General features: G+C 71.3%; 19 protein-coding genes. 10 read left to right on the forward strand and 9 right to left on the reverse strand.

Annotated elements, in window-relative coordinates; genetic code table 11:
- On the forward strand, positions 1-1,035 hold the full coding sequence (locus tag AC1DCT_RS05100) for an endonuclease/exonuclease/phosphatase family protein (protein WP_477427851.1): 1,035 nt from the start codon (positions 1-3) through the stop codon (positions 1,033-1,035).
- A 52-nt stretch (positions 1,036-1,087) separates the two neighbouring features.
- Here AC1DCT_RS05100 and AC1DCT_RS05105 read toward each other — a convergent pair whose 3' ends face one another.
- Positions 1,088-1,483, reverse strand: coding sequence for a DUF3054 domain-containing protein (locus tag AC1DCT_RS05105; RefSeq protein WP_477427853.1), 396 nt, complete (start codon positions 1,481-1,483; stop codon positions 1,088-1,090).
- Between the two features lie 198 nt (positions 1,484-1,681).
- Between AC1DCT_RS05105 and AC1DCT_RS05110 the strand changes: the two genes are divergently transcribed.
- The 3 genes from AC1DCT_RS05110 (at position 1,682) to AC1DCT_RS05120 (ending at position 5,625) form a co-directional block, all read left to right on the forward strand.
- Entirely contained in the window at positions 1,682-3,178 is a 1,497-nt protein-coding gene (locus AC1DCT_RS05110) for a S8 family peptidase (RefSeq protein WP_477427855.1), read from the forward strand.
- Between the two features lie 108 nt (positions 3,179-3,286).
- Complete coding sequence (locus AC1DCT_RS05115) at positions 3,287-4,717, forward strand: aminopeptidase P family protein (RefSeq protein ID WP_441976228.1); 1,431 nt, start codon at positions 3,287-3,289, stop codon at positions 4,715-4,717.
- On the forward strand, positions 4,684-5,625 hold the full coding sequence (locus tag AC1DCT_RS05120) for a phosphotransferase (protein WP_477427857.1): 942 nt from the start codon (positions 4,684-4,686) through the stop codon (positions 5,623-5,625). The genes AC1DCT_RS05115 and AC1DCT_RS05120 overlap by 34 nt, the downstream gene beginning before the upstream one ends.
- A gap of 33 nt (positions 5,626-5,658) precedes the next feature.
- On the opposite strand, the gene AC1DCT_RS05125 is transcribed toward AC1DCT_RS05120, so the two are convergent.
- From AC1DCT_RS05125 to AC1DCT_RS05135, 3 genes are read right to left on the reverse strand one after another with little or no spacing between them, the layout of a single operon-like run.
- Positions 5,659-6,837 (reverse strand): MalY/PatB family protein, encoded by a 1,179-nt coding sequence (locus tag AC1DCT_RS05125; protein ID WP_477427859.1) that lies wholly within the window; start codon positions 6,835-6,837, stop codon positions 5,659-5,661.
- Entirely contained in the window at positions 6,834-7,589 is a 756-nt protein-coding gene (locus tag AC1DCT_RS05130) for an alpha/beta hydrolase family protein (RefSeq protein ID WP_477427861.1), read from the reverse strand. Before AC1DCT_RS05130 ends, AC1DCT_RS05125 begins: the two co-directional genes overlap by 4 nt.
- Positions 7,586-8,374, reverse strand: coding sequence for a YflT domain-containing protein (locus tag AC1DCT_RS05135; RefSeq protein WP_477229413.1), 789 nt, complete (start codon positions 8,372-8,374; stop codon positions 7,586-7,588). The genes AC1DCT_RS05130 and AC1DCT_RS05135 overlap by 4 nt, the downstream gene beginning before the upstream one ends.
- 88 nt (positions 8,375-8,462) lie before the next feature.
- On the opposite strand from AC1DCT_RS05135, the gene AC1DCT_RS05140 reads away from it, so the two are divergent.
- The 3 genes from AC1DCT_RS05140 to AC1DCT_RS05150 are packed head-to-tail and all read left to right on the forward strand — an operon-like array spanning position 8,463 to position 11,394.
- The gene (locus AC1DCT_RS05140; RefSeq protein ID WP_440734533.1) at positions 8,463-9,749 is read left to right on the forward strand and encodes a magnesium transporter; all 1,287 of its coding nucleotides are present in this window, start codon (positions 8,463-8,465) and stop codon (positions 9,747-9,749) included.
- Complete coding sequence (locus AC1DCT_RS05145) at positions 9,749-10,270, forward strand: DUF1003 domain-containing protein (protein WP_441976447.1); 522 nt, start codon at positions 9,749-9,751, stop codon at positions 10,268-10,270. The genes AC1DCT_RS05140 and AC1DCT_RS05145 overlap by 1 nt, the downstream gene beginning before the upstream one ends.
- Entirely contained in the window at positions 10,267-11,394 is a 1,128-nt protein-coding gene (locus AC1DCT_RS05150; protein WP_477427863.1) for an Mrp/NBP35 family ATP-binding protein, read from the forward strand. Before AC1DCT_RS05145 ends, AC1DCT_RS05150 begins: the two co-directional genes overlap by 4 nt.
- A 22-nt stretch (positions 11,395-11,416) precedes the next feature.
- Here the strand turns inward: AC1DCT_RS05150 and AC1DCT_RS05155 are convergent, their stop codons facing one another.
- Complete coding sequence (locus tag AC1DCT_RS05155; protein WP_477229415.1) at positions 11,417-11,878, reverse strand: twin-arginine translocase TatA/TatE family subunit; 462 nt, start codon at positions 11,876-11,878, stop codon at positions 11,417-11,419.
- 94 nt (positions 11,879-11,972) lie between these two features.
- Here AC1DCT_RS05155 and AC1DCT_RS05160 point away from each other — a divergent pair, with 94 nt between their 5' ends.
- Positions 11,973-12,605 (forward strand): O-methyltransferase, encoded by a 633-nt coding sequence (locus AC1DCT_RS05160; RefSeq protein ID WP_477427865.1) that lies wholly within the window; start codon positions 11,973-11,975, stop codon positions 12,603-12,605.
- A 70-nt stretch (positions 12,606-12,675) separates the two neighbouring features.
- Here AC1DCT_RS05160 and AC1DCT_RS05165 read toward each other — a convergent pair whose 3' ends face one another.
- From AC1DCT_RS05165 to dapE, 3 genes are all read right to left on the reverse strand, one after another.
- Positions 12,676-12,849, reverse strand: a complete 174-nt coding sequence (locus tag AC1DCT_RS05165) for a DUF3117 domain-containing protein (RefSeq protein ID WP_082076728.1) — start codon at positions 12,847-12,849, stop codon at positions 12,676-12,678.
- A 101-nt stretch (positions 12,850-12,950) separates the two neighbouring features.
- Positions 12,951-14,222: a hypothetical protein gene (locus AC1DCT_RS05170; protein WP_477427867.1), complete on the reverse strand. Its 1,272-nt coding sequence runs from the start codon at positions 14,220-14,222 to the stop codon at positions 12,951-12,953.
- Positions 14,215-15,288: a succinyl-diaminopimelate desuccinylase gene (gene dapE / locus AC1DCT_RS05175; RefSeq protein ID WP_440734538.1), complete on the reverse strand. Its 1,074-nt coding sequence runs from the start codon at positions 15,286-15,288 to the stop codon at positions 14,215-14,217. The genes AC1DCT_RS05170 and dapE overlap by 8 nt, the downstream gene beginning before the upstream one ends.
- Positions 15,289-15,353: 65 nt before the next feature.
- On the opposite strand from dapE, the gene dapD reads away from it, so the two are divergent.
- Positions 15,354-16,307, forward strand: a complete 954-nt coding sequence (dapD, locus tag AC1DCT_RS05180) for a 2,3,4,5-tetrahydropyridine-2,6-dicarboxylate N-succinyltransferase (RefSeq protein WP_477427869.1) — start codon at positions 15,354-15,356, stop codon at positions 16,305-16,307.
- A gap of 22 nt (positions 16,308-16,329) precedes the next feature.
- Here dapD and AC1DCT_RS05185 read toward each other — a convergent pair whose 3' ends face one another.
- On the reverse strand, positions 16,330-16,899 hold the full coding sequence (locus tag AC1DCT_RS05185; RefSeq protein ID WP_477427871.1) for a TetR/AcrR family transcriptional regulator: 570 nt from the start codon (positions 16,897-16,899) through the stop codon (positions 16,330-16,332).
- A gap of 138 nt (positions 16,900-17,037) precedes the next feature.
- Between AC1DCT_RS05185 and AC1DCT_RS05190 the strand changes: the two genes are divergently transcribed.
- Positions 17,038-18,435, forward strand: a complete 1,398-nt coding sequence (locus AC1DCT_RS05190) for an MFS transporter (protein ID WP_440734541.1) — start codon at positions 17,038-17,040, stop codon at positions 18,433-18,435.
- The last annotated feature ends 140 nt before the right edge of the window (positions 18,436-18,575 follow it).

An 18,575-nucleotide genomic window follows, 5' to 3' on the forward strand; every position in this document is an offset into this window, starting at 1 on the left:
ATGTTTCGACTGATCGGGATCCTCCTCACCGTGCTCTTCGCGATCGCCACCGCGATCGTGACCTGGCCGCAGTTCTTCCACCTCGAGCAGACGTTCCCGATCACGCAGATCGTGGCCTCGCGCGCGGTGCTCGTGCTCGTGTTCGCCGGGATCCTGGTGCTGGCGCTGCTGCTCCTGTTCGCCCGCCCGCTGCGCGGGTTCGCGGCGTCGATCGCACTCGTCGCCCTGCTCGGCGGAGGCGCCTCGGCGGCCATCCTCGCGCTGCGCGGCATCGACACCGCCGACTCCCTGCCGGACAAGACAGCGACGAGCGTGCGCGTGCTCGCCTGGAACACCGCGGGCGAGGCAGTCTCGGCCGACGAGATCGCGACCACGATCGTCGCCCAGAAGGCCGACATCGTGGCGCTCCCGGAGACGACCGAGGCCGTGGGAGAGGAGATCGCGCTCACACTGCGCGAGGCAGGGCACCCGATGTGGGTGCACCACGTGCAGTACCGTCCCGAGGTCACCCAGGGACCGGATTCGTGGCAGACCACGGTGCTCATCTCGCCGGCCCTCGGCGACTACGCGGTCATCCCCTCCTCCGCCGACGGATCCAGCAACACCTCCTCGGTCCCGAGCGCGGTCGTGATGCCGGTCGACGGCGACGGCCCCATCGTCGTCGCCGTGCACACCGTCGCTCCGCGCGAGGACGAGATGGCGGACTGGACGCAGGATCTGCGATGGGTCGCCGACCAGTGCCCCGCCGGGAAGAACGTGATCCTCGCCGGCGACTTCAACGCGACCCTGGACCACATGGGCGGGCTCGGCACCGGCGGCGGCGACCTCGGCGCCTGCCACGACGCGGCTTCCCACTCCGGCTCGGGTGGCGTCGGCACCTGGCCGACATCCGTGCCGGCGCTGCTCGGCGCCCCGATCGACCACGTCATGGCGACCGCGCACTGGCGCGCCACAGGATCCGCCGTGCTCCCGGCCGGCGCGGGCGGCAGCGACCACCGCGCCCTGATCACCCAGCTGGAGCCCGCGACGCCCTAGCGGAGCGTGCGTGCGCGCCGATCCGCGAAGCGCGCCCGGGCGGCGCGGCGGCTCAGCGGCGAGCGCGCGCCCGGGCGATGAGCGCCGCGATCCCGCGCCACCCGACCAGGAACACGAGCAGAGTGATCGTGGCCACGATGATGAATGCGACCGCGGTGGTGCCGCCGGTCACGACGCGCAGGATCATCCCGAGCACGACCGTGATCACGACAAGCCCCATCCCGGTGCGCAGCGGGGCGGCGGGCGCCCGCCACGCCCGCAGGATCAGCCAGCCCGCCGCGAGGCCCACCAGGAACGGCCACGCCGTCTCCAGTACGCCCACGGCGTCGACCGTGTGATCATGGCTCGCCCGGCCGATCGCGGCGAAGACGATCACCAGCACGGCGTCGATCCCCAGCGCCCAGGGCCAGGTCAGAACGGATCGGCGGACAGAGGCGGCTTCGGTCATCCCTCCACGGTAGCCCGGCGGGCTATGGGTCCTGCGCCGTGCGCCGTGCGCCGTGCGCCGTGCCGCGCTCCTACCCTGATATCCGGCTATCAGCAAGCATTGAAATGGCTGGGAGCGCCCAGTAGAAACGATGCAGGGCCATCCGCCCGCGCCGACCTGTCGGCACCCACCCCCACGAGAGGACCCTCACCAATGAGGATGCCAACCCCCCACCGCTCGTTCCGCACCATCGCCTGCACCGTCGCGGCGCTGGGACTGGTCCTGGCGGGCTCCGTCAGCGCCACTGCGGCGACGAGCGAGCCCTCGACGCCCGTCCCGATCACTCCGCCGGACGGCACGGTCATGAGCTACGTCGTCAACACCGGCCAGGCGAACCCGGGCCAGACCCGCAAGGCCGAGAAGGCGGTGACCGACGCCGGCGGCGTCGTCGTGCAGAGCTGGCCCGAGATCGGCGTCGTGATCGCACAGTCCGATCGCGCGGCGTTCCGCGACACCGTGAAGGCCAAGGGCCGCAACGTCGTCGCGTCGGTCGGCGCAACCCGCACCGTCGAGGTGAAGGACAAGGTCACCGGTCCGCAGGCGCCGTGGGGTCCGGGTTCCTCCGGATGGAACCAGGGCAAGAACAAGCCGGTCAACGGCGATGAGCCCACCGAGCCGGTGCCCGCCTCCGCGTCCGACTCGCTCGAGGGCCAGCAGTGGGACATGACCATGATCCAGGCGGATCAGGCGCACCAGATCACCGACGGCAGCCGTAACGTCCTCGTGGGCGTGCTGGACTCCGGCATCGACCCGACCCATCCCGACCTGCAGGCGAACATCGACGTCGCCGACTCGGTCAACTGCACCACCGGCGGCCGCCCCGACCAGACCGATGGCGGCTGGTACCCGACCACGTCCGACCACGGCACGCACGTCGCGGGCACGATCGCGGCGGCCCGCAACGGCGTGGGCATCGTCGGGGTCGCCCCGAATGTGCGCCTCGCGTCGGTCAAGGTCGTCAACGACGACGGGTTCATCTACCCGGAATACGCGGTCTGCGGCTTCATGTGGGCGGCCCAGCGCGGCATGGACGTCACGAACAACAGCTACTACATCGACCCGTTCGAGTTCTGGTGCGACGATCAGCCCGACCAGGCAGCGGTCCGCGAGGCCGTCGCCCGCGCCGTGAACTGGTCCAACTCCAAGGGCGTCGTGAGCGCGGCCGCGGCCGGCAACTCGGGCCTCGACCTGACGGTGAACACCCTCGACGAGGGCAGCCCGGACGATGCAGCCACCCCGACGCCGCGCACCATCAACCAGGGCTGCAAGGACATCCCGGCCCAGGTCCCCGGTGTCGTGACCGTCGCCTCGCTGACCAAGGACGGCCAGCTGTCGTACTTCTCCAACCGCGGTCTCGGCGAGATCGACGTGGCGGCGCCCGGATCGAGGATCCTCTCCACGATCCCCGGCGCGAAGTACGGCCTCAAGAGCGGCACCTCGATGGCCTCCCCGCACGTCGCCGGCGTGCTGGCGCTGATGAAGTCCGCGCACCCGGAGCTGACCCCGGCCCAGCTCGTGCAGAAGCTCGAGGACGATGCGACGCCGACCGAGTGCTCGGCTCCGCAGTACGACGAGGGAGCCGCCTGCGTCGGCACCGCCGAGCTGAACAGCTACTACGGTCACGGCATCGTGAACGCGCTCAAGGCCGTGCAGTGATCTGATCCGGATCGACAGGAGGGGCTCGGATCGCCGGCACGGCGATCCGGGCCCTTTGTCGCCCGCCGCCCGGATCCTTCCCGCACCGGCCGGTGAGAGGATGGATCCATGACCTCCGAGCACGACACGATCGAGCAGCCGGGCGATGCCGCCACCGCGACCACCTCGACGACGACCAACCGCCGCCAGCCTTTCCCGCAGGGCTTCCTCGACACCATCTCGACGGGCTGGGCCGAACGCCCCGAGTCCCTGCCCGCTCCGCGCGCGCAGGCGCCCTACGCCGCAGCACGTCGCGCCGCCGTCTCCGCGGCCTTCCCCGGCAAGCGCCTGGTGATCCCGGCCGGATCCCTCAAGCAGCGCAGCAATGACACCGACTACCCGTTCCGGGCGCACTCGGCGTTCGCGCACCTCACCGGCTGGGCGGTCGACTCCGAGCCCGACTCGCTGCTCGTGTTCGAGCCCACCGCGGACGGCCACGACGTCACGCTGTACTTCCGCGAGCGCGCCGACCGCACCACGAGCGAGTTCTACTCCGACGCGACGATCGGCGAGTTCTGGATCGGACCGCGTCCCGCTCTCGCCGGCGTCGCCGCAGACCTTGGCGTGACCACCGCGCATCTCGACGAGTTCGCCGCGGGCGAGGAAGACCTCGTGGTCGACCAGGACGACGAGCTCACCCGGTTCGTCTCCGAGCTGCGCCTCGTCAAGGACGAGTACGAGGTCGCGGAGATGCGCCGAGCCGTGGCGATCACCGCGGACGGCTTCGACGACATCATCCGCGACCTTCCGCGGGCGGTCGCGCACCCGCGCGGCGAACGCATCGTCGAGGGCGTCTTCCACCAGCGCGCCCGCAGCGACGGCAGCTGGGAGGGCTACGACACGATCGCCGCATCCGGCCCGCACGCGTGCTACCTGCACTGGACCCGCAACGACGGCGCCGTGCTTCCGGGCGACCTCATCCTCATCGACGCCGGAGCCGAGGCCGACAGCCTCTACACGGCCGATATCACGCGCACGCTGCCGGTGAACGGCACGTTCAGCGAGGTGCAGCGCCGCATCTACGACACCGTGGTCGAGGCCGCGGACGCCGCCTTCGCCGCTGCCGAGGTCGGTGTGCCGTTCCGCGAGGTGCACGCGGCCGCGATGGACGTGATCGCCCGTCGTACCGCCGAGTGGGGTCTGCTGCCCGTCTCCGCCGAGGAGGCCCTCGACGCCGACCAGGGCGGCCAGCACCGCCGCTACATGGTGCACGGCACGAGCCACCATCTCGGCATCGACGTGCACGACTGCGCCCAGGCCCGCCGCGAGATGTACTACGACGGCCTGATCGAGCCCGGCATGGTGTTCACGATCGAGCCCGGCCTGTACTTCCAGATCGACGATCTGACCGTGCCCGAGGAGTACCGCGGCATCGGCGTGCGCATCGAGGACGACATCCTCATCGCCGCCGAAGGCCCGGTGAATCTCTCGGCCGCCATCCCACGCACCTCCGCCGAGGTCGAGGCGTGGATCGCCCGCGTGCAGGGATCCGCGTCCTGACCGAGGACATGCACCCGGATCAGCTCCGGCTGGACGAGGCCGCCGCGACCGAGAGGATCGCGGCGGCCTTTCCCGCGCTGGCGGGGCAGCCGGTGGTGGCGCTGTCGACACCGGGCACGATGAACGCACTGTTCCGGATCGGCGACGCGCACGTCGCCCGGTTCCCGCTGCAGTCCGCGGCGCTCGAGGACGTGGCCGCGGAGGCGCGCGCCCTCGACGAGTTCGCGACGTGCTCCCCGTTCCCCGCACCCGTCGTGCGCGGTGTCATCGACCGGGACGAGGGCTACCCTTCGGCATGGTCGGTGCAGGCCTGGATCCCCGGTCGCACTGCCTCCGAGACCGTGGCGGACGAGGATCCTGGTGCGCTCCCGCTGCTCGCCGACGATCTGGCGCGGCTGATCGGGGCCCTGCGTCTCGCACCCCTGCGGGGGCGGACGTTCGACGGCCGAGGGCGCGGCGGCGAGCTGCACGCGCACGAGGAGTGGATGACGCAGTGCTTCGCGAAGAGCGGACATCTGCTGGATGTCCCGTCCGCGCGTGCGCTCTGGCAGCGGCTGTCGCAGATCCCGCATCCCGGCACGGAGGTCATGTCGCACAAGGACCTGATCCCGCCGAACCTGCTCGTCTCGGATGATCATCGGCTCGCCGGCGTGCTGGACGGCGGGTCCTTCGGAGCGGCGGATCCGTCGCTCGATCTCGTGGTCGCGTGGCACCTTCTCGGACTCGACGACCGGCGCCGGCTCCGCGCGGCTCTGGGCAGCGATGGCCAGGAATGGTGCCGGGGAGCTGCGTGGGCGCTGCAGCAGGCGATGGGCCTCGGCTGGTACTACGAGCGCACCAATCCCGTGATGGCCGCTCTCGGCCTGCGCACCATGCGACGGCTGCTCGCCGATCCGGATCTGGGCTGAGGCCGTGGCTCTTCGGCGGGGATGTTCCGGCTGTCAGCCGACGGTGTGCTCGCCCAGCGCCGCCGCCATCTGGCGCACGGCCTGCTCGATGACCGGGCGGGGCGTGGCGAGGATGAAGCGCAGGTAGCCCTCCCCGGCGGCGCCGCAGGCGATGCCGTCGGTCATGGCGACGCCCGCGTGCTCGCGGAAGAACGCGGCCGGCGAACCCTCGATGCCGAGCCCGCGCGCATCCAGCCAGGCGATGTACGTGCCCTCCGGGGCGCGGTAGCCCATCCCGGGGATGTGCTCGGCGAGGAGTTCGCCCAGGAGCCGGCGGTTGCCGTCGAGGTAGTCGAGCGTGCCGTCGAGCCAGTCGCGGCCGTCGTCGAAGGCCGCCGTGGTCGCGATCACGCCGAGGTTGGCCGTGCCGTGCTCGGCCCAGGCGACCTCCGGCCGCGCCCAGGTCTCGACATCCGTGTCGTTCGTCAGGATCACCTGCGCCGCCTTGAGGCCGGGCAGGTTGAACGCCTTCGAGGCGCTGGCGGCGGTGATCGTATGTCCCGCTGTCACGGCGCTGATGCCGGCGTAGGGAACGTGGCGGTGCGGCGCGAAGACGAGCGGCGCGTGGATCTCGTCCGAGAACACGCGCGCGCCGTGCCGCGCGACGACCTCCGCGACCGCTTCGAGTTCCGCGCGCTCGAACACACGTCCCAGCGGATTGTACGGGTTGCACAGGATCAGCAGGCCGCCGCCGTCCGCGAACGCCCGGTCGATGCCGTCCAGGTCGTAGACGTGGCGCCCGCCCTCGACGAGCATCGGCACCTCGATGATCTCGCGGTCATGCATCGCCGGGATCGTCAGGAACGGCATGTACGCGGGCGTGGGCAGCACGATCTTCGAGCCGGGCTCGGTGAAGAAGTCGATCGTCGCGCGCAGTGCGGTCAGCACATCCGGCACGGGGCGGATCCGATCGGCCGGCACGTCCCAGCCGTAGCGATCCTTCTGCCAGCGCGCGGTCGCCTCGCTCATGCGCGCCCGCACGGCCGCCGGCAGATATCCGGTCAGGCCGTCATCGATCGCGCCCTTCATCGCGCTTGCGATCGCCGGCGCGGGCGGGAAGTCCATCTCGGCGACGAACGCGCCGATCGCCTCGGGGAACACCGACCACTTCAGGCTGCCGATCTCGCGCAGCCGGGCGATGCCGATCGCGTCCAGCTCCTGCGCCATGCTCATGCGTCTCCCCCTTCGTTGCGCCCCGATGCGCCGATCTCCGACGCGCCCTTGCCGAAACCCGACCACGCGAACTCCACGACCAGCGGCGCGAGATCCGCCCCGATCTCCGCGGCAGGGCGCTTGCGGCCTTTCACCTCGAACGAGTGCCCGCCGCCGTCGATCCAGGCGATCCGCGCGTCCTGACACGACGCCACCGCCTCCTCGAGCTGCGACAGCGGCTGCACGAACGGATCGTTCGTGCCCTCCACGAACAGCTGCGGCTGCGGCACCGCCGGCAGATGCTCGGTCCGCGGCTTCTCCGGCTTGCCCGGCTGGTGCAGCGGATAGCCAAGGTAGACGAGCCCCGTCGCGGCGAGGCCGGCCTCCTCGGCGGCGGCCATGGACGCCATCCGCCCACCATAGGACTTGCCGCAGGCGACGACGGATCCGGATCCGCGCTCGCTCGCCGCGGCGACGACGGCGCGCCAGGTGAGGATCGCGTGCGCCGCCGGGCCCGGCATGCGCCGTCCCGCCTCGACGTACGGGAAGTTGAACCGCAGCGTGTGCAGGCCCGCGGTGCGCAGCGCCGTGGCGAAACCGATGAGGAACGGATGATCCATGCCCGCGCCCGCGCCATGGGCGATCGCCACGATCGGCGCATCGGCCCCGGCAGCGAGGTCCCCGTCGGCAGCACCGAACGCGGCCGACACCTCGGCCGTACCGGCAGGGAGCGGAACCGCGATCCGGAACCGCTCCTCGGCCCGTCCCGTCATCGCGAGGTGCCGTCGCCCGCCGGGTTCTCGCCGTCCACGGGCGTGGCCGCGGAGGGCGGCGTCTCGAGGGCAGGGCTCTCCGCGGGGGCGGCGGGAGCTCCGTCGGTCGCCGGGGTACCGTCGGTCGCCGGGGTACCGTCCGTCGCCGGGCCACCGTCCTGTGCGGGCTGCACCGAGGCGGTCGGCGGTGCCGGCGGCATCGGCGGGCGCGGCGGCGCGATGCGCTCGCCGTACCGCGGCGGCTCCTCGACCCGCTCTCCGTACTGGGGCGGCGCTGCCGCGGTCGTGCCGGCGGCAGGGGCGGACTGCGGGATCGGGGTGACGGCACGGCCGAGCACCTGGCGCGCCTTGCCGACCGAATCGGACAGCACCGTGACCTCGTAATGATCGGCCTTGAGCTGCATCACGCTCGCGTAGTCGCGGCGACGACGCACGATCGAGTACGTGATGAGACTCAGGATCATCCCGATCGCGACGCCGACGAACAGGATCCCCACGAAGGCCTGCATCGGCACGGCGGGGTTGCCCAGCACGAAGATCGCCGAGAGGAAGAGGCCGATGAGCACGCCGTTGACCGCGCCGGAGCGCGCCGCGTTCGCATAGCCGAGGCGACCGGTGACCCGCTCCACGGTCTGCACGCCGACCCCGACGATGGCGATCGCCCTGGCCGGGATCTCTCCCGCGATCAGCTGCGAGACGAGCTTCTGCGCGGCCTCGTACTCGGTCACCGTGGCGACCGTCTCGCCGATCTCGCCCGCGGGGCCCGACGCGTTCAGCATGCTCATCGGACCATTGTTCCACGCGGCTGCCCGGAGACCGCCGGATGCCGTCACCCACCCCGGATCCCAAGGCGCAGGACACTACGCTGGAACCATGAGCACACAGCGGGTTTTCGTCGCGCGCCTGGCCGGGTGCGCCGTGTTCGACCCCGCCGGCGACCGGATCGGGAAAGTCCGTGATGTCGTCGTCGTGTACCGAAGTAGCGCGGCCCCGCGCGTGATCGGCCTGGTCTGCGAGATCCCCGGCCGCCGGCAGGTGTTCCTCTCGATCGGGCGGGTCGGATCGATCAGCACCGGACAGGTCATCACGTCCGGGCTGATGAACGTGCGCCGGTTCAAGCCCCGCAACGGCGAGGTGCGCATCATGGCCGAGCTCATCGGCCGGCGCGTCGACTTCTCCGACGCCTCGGGCACGGCGGTGATCGAGGACGTCGCGATCGAGCCGAACCGGCTCGGCGAGTGGTCCGTGAGCCAGCTGTTCCTGCGCAAGCCCAAGACGAGCGCCTCGCCGTTCGCCAAGGGCCCCACCACGTTCGCGACCTGGAACCAGGTGCACGAGCACAACCGTCCCGGTGAGGCGCAGTCCGCCGAGCAGCTCGTCGCCACCTACTCCGAGATGCACCCCGCCGACCTCGCGAACACCCTGCTCGACCTGCCCCAGCAGCGTCGCATCGAGGTCGCGGAGGAGCTTCCGGACGAGCGGCTCGCCGACGCCCTCGAGGAGATGCCCGAGGACGACCAGATGGACATCCTGGACCGTCTCGGCGACGAACGCGCCGCGGACATCCTCGATCAGATGGAGCCGGACGACGCCGCCGACCTGCTCGCGCAGCTGCCCCAGGGCCGCCTGGAGCACCTCCTCGAGCTCATGGAGCCGGAGGAGGCCGAGGACGTGCGCATGCTGTTGCGCTACAGCCCCGACACCGCGGGCGGTCTGATGACCCCCGAGCCGATCATCCTCTCCGCGGATGCCACGGTCGCCGAAGCCCTGGCCCTGATCCGCCGGCACGAGTTGCACCCTGCCCTGGCCGCCGCGGTCTTCGTCACGCTGCCGCCGTTCGAGACGCCCACAGGACGCCTGCTCGGCGTGGTGCACTTCCAGCGCATGCTGCGCTATCCCCCGCACGAACGGCTCGGCGCCATCGTCGACGACACCCTCGAACCCGTCCCCGCGACCGCCTCGGCGGCCGAGGTCGCGCGCATGCTGGCCAGCTACGACCTCGTCTCGCTGCCCGTCGTGGATCAGGCGCACCGGCTCGTCGGCGCGATCAGCGTCGATGATGTGCTCGACTACCTGCTGCCCGACGACTGGCGCTCGCACGACGCCGATGACCGTCCCGGGTCCGCGCAGTCCGTGCCGACGCAGGGAGCGAGCGGATGATGGCGAAGTCGGGCCGTCGTGGGCTGGATCTGCCCCGCGGCCGGTCCGGCATGCTCGGGCGCGGCACGTCGACGGGATCCAGCGACACCTTCGGGCGGTTCTCCGAGGCGTTCGCGCGGGCCATGGGCACGTCCGGCTTCCTCATCGGGATGTCGGTGTTCGTCATCGTCTGGCTGTGGTGGAACATCGCCATGCCCAAGGAGTGGCAGTTCGACCCGGCCGCGACGAATTTCACCCTGCTCACGCTGATCCTCTCGCTGCAGGCCTCCTACGCCGCGCCCCTGATCCTGCTCGCGCAGAACCGGCAGGACGACCGCGACCGCGTGCAGATCGAGCAGGATCGACAGCGCGCGGAACGCAACCTCGCCGACACCGAGTACCTGGCCCGGGAGATCGTCGCCCTGCGCATGTCGCTCGAGGAGCGCTCCGCGCAGAGCGTCACGCGCGAGGTGCTGCGCGCCGAGCTCAGGGCGATGCTCGCCGAACTCCGCGACGAGGATCCGGCGGAGCAGACCCCGTGACCGTCGACCTCGCCGACGCGGTCCGCCGCGCCGTCGGCGCCGTCACCGACCCCGAGCTGCGCCGCCCGCTGGCCGACCTCGACATGCTCCGCGACATCACCGTCGCCGGCACGGTCGCACACGTGGGCATCGCGCTGACCATCGTGGGCTGCCCCGCCGCGACCCGGATCGAGGCGGACGTGCACGCGGCCGCGGCGGCGGTGCCCGGAATCGATGCGGTCGAGGTCGCCGTGGGCGTGATGACGCCGGACGAGCGTCGCGCCCTCACCGAGCGCCTGCGGGACGGCAGGGCGCCCCGGCAGATGCCCTTCGGCCCGGAGTCGCTCACGCGCGTGATCGCCGTCACGAGCGGCAAGGGCGGAGTGGGCAAGTCCTCGCTCACCGCCAACCTCGCGGTCGCTCTGGCGGCCCGCGGTCGCAGGGTCGGGCTCATCGACGCCGACGTGCACGGCTTCTCGATCCCCGGCCTCCTCGGGATCGCCCCCGGCACCCAGCCCACCCGGATCGACGACCTCATGCTGCCCCCGGTCGCGCACGATGTGAAGACCATCTCGATCGGGATGTTCCTGCGGGAGGGGGAATCCGTCGTCGCATGGCGCGGACCCATGCTGCATCGCACGGTGCAGCAGTTCCTCACCGACGTGTTCTTCGGCGACCTGGACGTGCTGCTCATCGACATGCCGCCGGGCACCGGCGACATCGCGATCACGCTCGGCCAGCTGCTCCCCCATGCCGAGGTGCTGGTCGTGACGACGCCGCAGGAAGCGGCGTCCGACGTGGCGATCCGCAGCGCTCTCGTGGCCCGGCAGACCGGGCAACGGGTGATCGGGGTCGTGGAGAACATGGCCGCGCTGACGCTGCCCGACGGCACGGTGCTCGAACTGTTCGGATCCGGCGGCGGGCAGGCCGTCGCGAACGCCCTTTCGCAGGATGCGGATCCGGTTCCGCTGCTGGCCTCGGTCCCGCTGAGCCCCGCGCTGCGCACGGGCGGGGACGCGGGAGTGCCCGTGGTGCTCGCGGACCCGCAGGATCCCTCGGCACGCGCGATCCTGGCTGTCGCGGACGCGATCGATCGAGGGGGCCGTGGTCTCTCCGGGCGGCGCCTTCCCGTCAGCCTGGGTTAGACAGCCAGCCTGGGCCGGACGATCAGGTGGCTTCGCTGTCGTACGGCGGAAGGTCCTCGGCGGAGAACACCTTCGGCGCCTTCGACGTGGGGGCTGTCTCTCCCCCGGCGGACGCGGCGTTCATCGCGGTCGCCGTGGCCAGCAGAGCTGCTGCCGAACCCGCAGCCGCCGGCGCCGGAGCGGTCTCGACCGCCGCGACCGGGGTTGCCGGACGCGGCGGCGCCGGGGTGTCATCCATCAGCGCATCGCGGATGATGCGGCGCGGGTCGTACTGCCGGGGATCCAGCTTGCGCCAGTCCAGCTCATCGATCTCCGGCCCGACCTCCTCGCGCATGCGATCTTTGGCGCCGCGCATGTAGTCGCCCGCCTTCTTGACCAGGCGCGCGAACGTCTCCGCGTAGCGCGGGAGCCGCTCAGGGCCGACGAGAAGGGCCGCGATCACGCCGATCACGATCAGCTTCTCGAAGGTGATGCCGAAGAACATGTCATAAGGGTACCGCCGCGCCTGGCCACTGCGGACACGGAGGACGCCTACGCTGGGGGCATGCGGTGCAGTGAGCGACCGCCAGGGAGTCGAAGTGAGCGAGCAGGACGCCAACGCGCGGTACGTGCGCGAAGCAATCATCGAGCCGGATGAGATCGCCAGGGCGCGCGCACATGCGGTCGAACTCGGCGCGCAGCCGATCAGCGCCGCCGTCGGCGCGCAGATCGCCGTGCTCGCGGCAGCCACCGGCGCTCGCTCGATCGTCGAGATCGGCACCGGCGCCGGCGTCTCCGGGCTCTGGCTGCTGCGCGGCGCCCCGAAGGCCGTGCTCACGTCGATCGACAACGAGCCGGAGCACCTGGCCGCCGCACGCAGCGCCTTCCAGGACGCACGGATCGCCCCCACCCGCGCGCGCTTCATCGCGGGCAGGGCCGCCGATGTGCTGCCTCGGATGAACGAGGCCGCCTACGACATCGTCCTCGTCGACGCGGATCCGGAGAACGTGATCGAGTACGTCGAGCACGGTCTGCGGCTCGTGCGCGCCGGAGGGACCGTGCTCGTGCCGCGCGTGCTCGCCGGCGGAAGGGTCGCGGATCCGGTGCAGCGCGACGACGTCACGGTCGCCTACCGCTCGCTCATCCAGGAGACCCAGCAGTCCCCCGCCGTACTCGCCGCGCTGAGCACGGTCGGCGAAGGCCTGCTGCAGTTGACCGGCATCGCCGAATGACGAAAGGCCCGCAGGAAGCGGGCCTTTCGAAGATCTGAAGAGATCTGGTCTTGATCGTGCGAGTCGGAACTCAGGCTGCTGCCACGACGTTGCTGAGCACGTCGTGAAGTTCCTTCGCCTCTGCGTCGTTGACGGAGACGACCAGACGCCCGCCGCCTTCGAGCGGAACGCGCACGATGATCAGCCGGCCCTCCTTCACGGCCTCCATGGGTCCGTCGCCAGTCCTCGGCTTCATCGCTGCCATCGCGGTGCTCCCTTTCCTCGGTGGTCTACGACTCCCATATTAGTGGGTGCTGGGACACCGCTTACCGCGGCGCGGCGAGGCCGCGAGACGATCGAGCAGGTTCAGGGCACGCGCCAGAAGGTGTTCGCGAGGCCGTAGACGTTCGCGATCCACAGCGCCTGCAGCGCGATGCACGCCACCAGCACCGTCGTCCGCAGCCACCAGGAACGGTGCCAACCGACGCCGCCCCACAGCGGCGCGAGCGGAAACATCAACCGCAGCGTGCTGGACTGCGGGAAGAACACGGCCAGCAGGTACAGGGCGTAGCTCGCCGAGAAGAGCCGGATCTCCGGCCCGAGCCGGCGCACGCCGCGCCCCGCGATCAGCACCGCCGCGAACAGCACCACCAGCACGGCGAGGATGACGAGGCCGAGCCATCCCGGCAGTCCGAGCAGCTGCGCCCAGTACGGCATCGCGCTCAGCCACCCCTCGAAGGGCGAGAAGGCGGTGTGCCCGTCCTGCGGCATCCAGAATCCGCGCCAGCTCAGCTCGGTCTCCAGGTAGGCGTTCGGCACACCCGTGACCACGCCCGCGATCATCTGCCACGCGAAACCCACCACGACGCCGAGCGCCCCGAGACCGAGGTAGTGCGCGATCTCGGATCCCGTCAGCGGATCCGACTTCCGTCGCATCCAGCGCACCACGAGCATGAGGCCGAGCGTGAGCGCGAACGCCAGCACACCCGGGCGCGTGAAGCCCATCAGCACGATCAGCGGATACAGCCGCACGTAGCGGCGGCGGATCAGGCCGTCCAGCGCGAGCAGCAGGAACAGCATGTTGAGCACCTCGGCGTAGCCGACCTGGAACAGCGCGCCGAGGGGGCCGGAGGCGAAGAAGACGACCGTCCACACCGCCGCCATCCGCCCGATCCGCCCGCGCATCATGCGGAACAGCACGAGGCAGCAGAGGTATCCCGCCACGAGGGAGACGAGCGCCGCGCCCACGCCCCAGCCGCCTGCACCGAACGGCAGCGCCACGACCTGCGACACCCACGGGTACAGCGGCAGGAACGCCCACGAGTTCTGGGTGATGTGTCCGTCCGGCCCGAGCGGCAGCGTGGTCGGGTACCCGTACACGACGATGTACCAATACCACTGTGCGTCCCACCCGGTCACGAATGAGGCGATCGACGCGCCGTGGCCGAACCGCGAGCCCGGCGCGCCGGACAGCCCGGTCGCCCACAGCAGCAGGCCGGTGGTGATCAGGCGCGCCCCGACGTAGATCGCGAGGATACCTGCCCAGGCGGGCGTACGTGCATAGAGCCGGGCGGCCCAGCGCGGTGCGGTCGTCGCGCCCTGCCGGCGATGCACCGCCGCCGCGGCGAGCTCAGACACCGCTGAGCCAGGAGCGCAGGCCCCGCTCGGTGGCCGTGATCTGCGCGAGCGGCACACGCTCCTCGTCGTGGTGCGCGAGGTGCGGATCCCCCGGTCCGTAGTTGACCGCGGGGATGCCCAGCGCGGAGAACCGCGCCACATCGGTCCACCCGTACTTCGGTTTCGGGGTCGCGCCGACGGCCGCCACGAACTCCTGTGCGATCGGCGCGTCGAGGCCAGGACGAGCACCCTCGGCGACGTCGGTGATCTCGACCGCGAAACCGGCGAACACGTTGCGCACGTGCGCCTCCGCATCGGCCGCGGACTTGCTCGGGGCGAAGCGGTAGTTCACCTCGACCTCGCAGACGTCGGGGATGACGTTGCCGGCGATGCCGCCGGTGATCCGCACCGCGTTCAGCCCCTCGCGGTACTCCAGGCCGTCCACCGTGATCTCGCGCGGACGGTACTCCGCGAGACGCGCGAGGATCGGCGCCGCACGGTGGATCGCGTTCTCGCCGATCCAGGCGCGCGCCGAGTGCGCGCGCACCCCGGTCGTGCGCACGACAGCGCGCAGCGTGCCGTTGCAGCCGCCCTCGACCTCGCCGTTCGAGGGCTCGCCGAGGATCGCGAAGTCGGCCTCGAACAGATCCGGCCGGTGATCGGCGAGCAGCTTGAGCCCATTGCGGGCGGCCTCGACCTCTTCGTTGTCGTACCACATCCAAGTGATGTCGACCACGGGCTCGGTGAGCTCCGAGGCGAGCTTGAGCTGCACCGCGACCCCGGCCTTCATGTCGACCGTGCCGCGCCCCCAGATCAGAGCCTCGCCGTCGATCTCGACATCACGCGTCGGCACGTTTGCGTTGATCGGCACCGTGTCGATGTGCCCGGCGATCGCCACGCGCTGCGCGCGGCCCAGGTTCGTGCGAGCGACGATCGTGTTACCCTCGCGCAGCACCTCGAGATGGCCGAGCGCGCGCACGGCCTCCTCAATCAGGTCCGCCAGCGGCTTCTCCTCCCCCGAGACGCTGGGGATGTCGCAGATCGCGCGGGTGATGTCCGCCGCGGAGGCGGTGAGATCGAGCGGCATGGTCCCCACCCTAGCGCCGCGTCATGAAGGGGAAGCTGGGGGTGCCGATTCGATACCGTGGACGCATGACCGACGCGCGCATGATCCACGGATCCGGCCTGACCACCATCGCCGGCGACGGCACCGTCCTGGACGCCTGGTACGGCGAGATCGGCGCCGTCGAGCCGTCCGCCGGAGACCGCGCCGCGTCCGCCCTGACGTTCGAGGCGCTCGCCGGTGCCGACGATCGCCGCAACGTCACCGTCGAGGCGGTGCAGCTGTCGATCGACCTCGATGCGGCTCCGGCTTCGACCGCCGACACGTATCTGCGCCTGCACGCCCTCTCGCACCTGCTGGTGCGCCCCAACGAGGTGAACCTCGACGGCATCTTCGCGCACCTCCCGAATGTCGCCTGGACGAGCGCCGGTCCGATGCTCCCCGCCGATGCGGCACGGCTGCGCCCGCTGTTGCAGCGCGCCGGGATCCAGATCACCGGCGTGGACAAGTTCCCGAGACTCACCGACTATGTGCTGCCGGAAGGAGTGCGCATCGCGGACGCCTCGCGGGTGCGCCTGGGCGCCCACCTGGCCCCCGGCACCACCGTCATGCACGAGGGCTTCGTGAACTTCAACGCGGGCACCCTCGGCGCCTCGATGGTCGAGGGCCGGATCTCGCAGGGCGTCGTCGTCGGCGACGGATCCGACATCGGCGGAGGCTCCTCGATCATGGGCACGCTCTCGGGAGGCGGCACCCACCGCGTCTCGATCGGTGCGCGCACCCTGCTCGGCGCGAACGCCGGCATCGGGATCTCCCTCGGCGACGACTGCATCGTCGAGGCGGGCCTGTATGTCACGGCGGGCACGAAGATCGTGCTCGCCGACGGCGCTCCGCTGGCCGACGGGGGCCGCCCTGTCGTCAAGGGCGCGCAGCTGAGCGGCGAGAACGGGATCCTGTTCCGGCGCAACTCCCTTTCCGGAGCTGTCGAGGCCGTGCGCCGGACCGGCGTGGGCGTGACGCTCAACGAGGCGCTGCACGCCTGAGTGACGGGCTCTCGGGCAGAGCTCAGGTCCGCAGCGAGCCGATCGCGAGGCCGAGCACGCGACGGCGCTGCTCTTCGTCGTCGTAGGCGACCGCGCTCACACCGACGATGAGCTTGACGACGTCGGCGATCGCGAGATCGGCCTTCACGGCGCCATCCTCCTGCGCGCGGGCGAGCAGCGGCTCCCCCGCGCCCAGCATCACGCCGCGGCACTCCGCGAATACCGACGACTCCCGGTTCAGTCCGTCCAGCAGGACGTGCTTGGTGCCGACGTACTCGACGAAACGCCCCAACCAGGCCTCCAGTGCGGGCCAGGGCTCCAGGTCCGCCACCTCGTCCGCGGCGTCGGCGAGAGCGGCGACCTCGCGGAGGTAGAGCGTCTCGATCAGGTCGTCCCTGGTCGGGAAGTTGCGGTACAGCGTGCCGATGCCGACCCCTGCGCGGCGCGCGATGTCCTCGAGCGAGGCTCCCGAGCCATCCTCGGCGAAAGCCTCGCGCCCGGCGGTGACGAGGGCGTCGAAGTTGCGCGCGGCGTCGGCACGGCGCGGTCGCCGCTCCTCCAGCGTCGCCGTCGCCCTGTTCTGGCCGCCCATCGTGCCGTCCTTCCGAAAAGTCTCAGAAGACCTCTTGCAAACCGGAGGGACCCTCCGATAATCTCAATCCGGAGGCATCCTCCGTTCGGAGGCCTTCCTCCACTTTACCCCTCTTCTCCAGGCTTCGGAAGGGAACTCATGTCCCGCTCATCCACCTCGGTCCTGGTCGCGATCGCCGTAGCGGTCTCCTCCATCGCTCTTCTGCAGAACCTCGTCATCCCGCTCGTGCCGCTCATCCAGGCGGAGTTCGGCGTCACCGCCGATGCGGCCAGCTGGACCATGACCGCGTGGCTCATCGCCGCCGCGGTCGCCACACCCACCCTCGGCCGCGTCGGCGACCTGCGCGGACGGCGCACCACCTTCCTGATCACCCTCGGCGCGACCGCGGCGGGGGACGTGCTGGCCGCGGTCGCCCCGACCCTCGAGGTGCTCATCGTCGCCCGCGTGCTGCAGGGCATCGGCGGTGCGCTGTTCCCCCTCGCCTATGGGCTGCTGCGTGACGCACTCCCCCGTGAGCGCGTGACCGGAGCGATCGGCGTGGTGAGCGCCGTGATCGGCATCGGCGGCGCCGCGGGCACCGTGCTCGCAGGCCCGCTGGCGGACCTCGTCGGCTGGCGCGGCACGTTCGCGGTGCCGTTCCTGGTCGCCGCACTCGGCGCCTTCCTCACCCTCGCCGCGGTGCGCGACACCGGCACCCGCGCCCTCGGGCGGGTCAACACCCGCTCCTCGGTGCTGCTCTCGGCGTGGCTGGTCGCACTGCTCGTCCCGCTCAGCACCGGCTCGCGCTGGGGCTGGACCTCGCCGGCCGTGCTCGCGCTGTTCGGCGTCGCCGTGCTCGCCTTCGCCGCGTGGATCGTGTCGGAGCTGCGCTCCGCCGAGCCGCTCGTGGACCTGCGGATGCTGGCCTCCCCCGCGATCTGGCCGGTCAACGCCGCATCGCTCCTGATCGGGGCCGGCGTCTTCGCGTTCTGGGGCTACCTGCCGCAGTTCCTCGAGCTGTCGGCCTCCGCGGGCGGCACGGGTCTCACCGTGCGCGACGCCGGGCTCATGCTCGTTCCGATGCTGATCGGCATGAGCGGGGTCGGCTTCGCCACCGGCGCGCTGAACCGCATCCTTTCGTTGCGCACCCTGCTCGTCATCGGCGCGCTGCTGATGGGGGTCTCCGGCGCGAGCGCCGCCCTGGCGCACTCGACGCCCTGGCAGCTCGCCGTGGCAGGCGCGGGCTTCGGCATCGGCTGCGGGCTGGCCTACGCGGCCTCGGCCGGCATCGTCGTGCAGAGCGTGCCCGCCGCGGTCACCGGCGTCGCGACCGGCGTGAACGCGAACCTCCGCACGATCGGATCCGCGATCGGCTCGGCGGCGACCGGCGCGATCGTGTTCGGCTCTGCGACGCACGGCACCGGCTCCGGCTTCGCCACCGCATGGGGGCTCGTCGCGGTCGCCACGATCCTCGCGGGCGCGATCGTGTGGGCGGTGCGCACCCGCCCCCACGTCACGACATCGGCGACGGCATTGCCCGAACTCGTCGAGGCCTGAACCGACTGTCAGGGGATCCAGGATAGGATGTAGGGGATGTCGGATCATCCGGCATCTCGTCGCCATCCTGGATCCCTGGGCGCGGAGTTCGCTCCCCCTCGCGATCCGGTTCTGTGAGCGGCGACCTGATGCGTCGTTGC

The organism is Microbacterium sp. 10L49 (genome assembly GCF_056395125.1).

Bases quoted from the DNA above. Each gene is read 5' to 3' on its own strand.
- AC1DCT_RS05100 (WP_477427851.1), top strand. From the start codon at position 1: ATGTTTCGACTGATCGGGATCCTCCTCACCGTGCTCTTCGCGATCGCC.
- AC1DCT_RS05105 (WP_477427853.1), bottom strand. From the start codon at position 1,483: ATGACCGAAGCCGCCTCTGTCCGCCGATCCGTTCTGACCTGGCCCTGG.
- AC1DCT_RS05110 (WP_477427855.1), top strand. From the start codon at position 1,682: ATGCCAACCCCCCACCGCTCGTTCCGCACCATCGCCTGCACCGTCGCG.
- AC1DCT_RS05115 (WP_441976228.1), top strand. From the start codon at position 3,287: ATGACCTCCGAGCACGACACGATCGAGCAGCCGGGCGATGCCGCCACC.
- AC1DCT_RS05125 (WP_477427859.1), bottom strand. From the start codon at position 6,837: ATGAGCATGGCGCAGGAGCTGGACGCGATCGGCATCGCCCGGCTGCGC.
- AC1DCT_RS05130 (WP_477427861.1), bottom strand. From the start codon at position 7,589: ATGACGGGACGGGCCGAGGAGCGGTTCCGGATCGCGGTTCCGCTCCCT.
- AC1DCT_RS05135 (WP_477229413.1), bottom strand. From the start codon at position 8,374: ATGAGCATGCTGAACGCGTCGGGCCCCGCGGGCGAGATCGGCGAGACG.
- AC1DCT_RS05140 (WP_440734533.1), top strand. From the start codon at position 8,463: ATGAGCACACAGCGGGTTTTCGTCGCGCGCCTGGCCGGGTGCGCCGTG.
- AC1DCT_RS05145 (WP_441976447.1), top strand. From the start codon at position 9,749: ATGGCGAAGTCGGGCCGTCGTGGGCTGGATCTGCCCCGCGGCCGGTCC.
- AC1DCT_RS05155 (WP_477229415.1), bottom strand. From the start codon at position 11,878: ATGTTCTTCGGCATCACCTTCGAGAAGCTGATCGTGATCGGCGTGATC.
- AC1DCT_RS05165 (WP_082076728.1), bottom strand. From the start codon at position 12,849: ATGGCAGCGATGAAGCCGAGGACTGGCGACGGACCCATGGAGGCCGTG.
- dapE (WP_440734538.1), bottom strand. From the start codon at position 15,288: ATGCCGCTCGATCTCACCGCCTCCGCGGCGGACATCACCCGCGCGATC.
- dapD (WP_477427869.1), top strand. From the start codon at position 15,354: ATGACCGACGCGCGCATGATCCACGGATCCGGCCTGACCACCATCGCC.
- AC1DCT_RS05185 (WP_477427871.1), bottom strand. From the start codon at position 16,899: ATGGGCGGCCAGAACAGGGCGACGGCGACGCTGGAGGAGCGGCGACCG.
- AC1DCT_RS05190 (WP_440734541.1), top strand. From the start codon at position 17,038: ATGTCCCGCTCATCCACCTCGGTCCTGGTCGCGATCGCCGTAGCGGTC.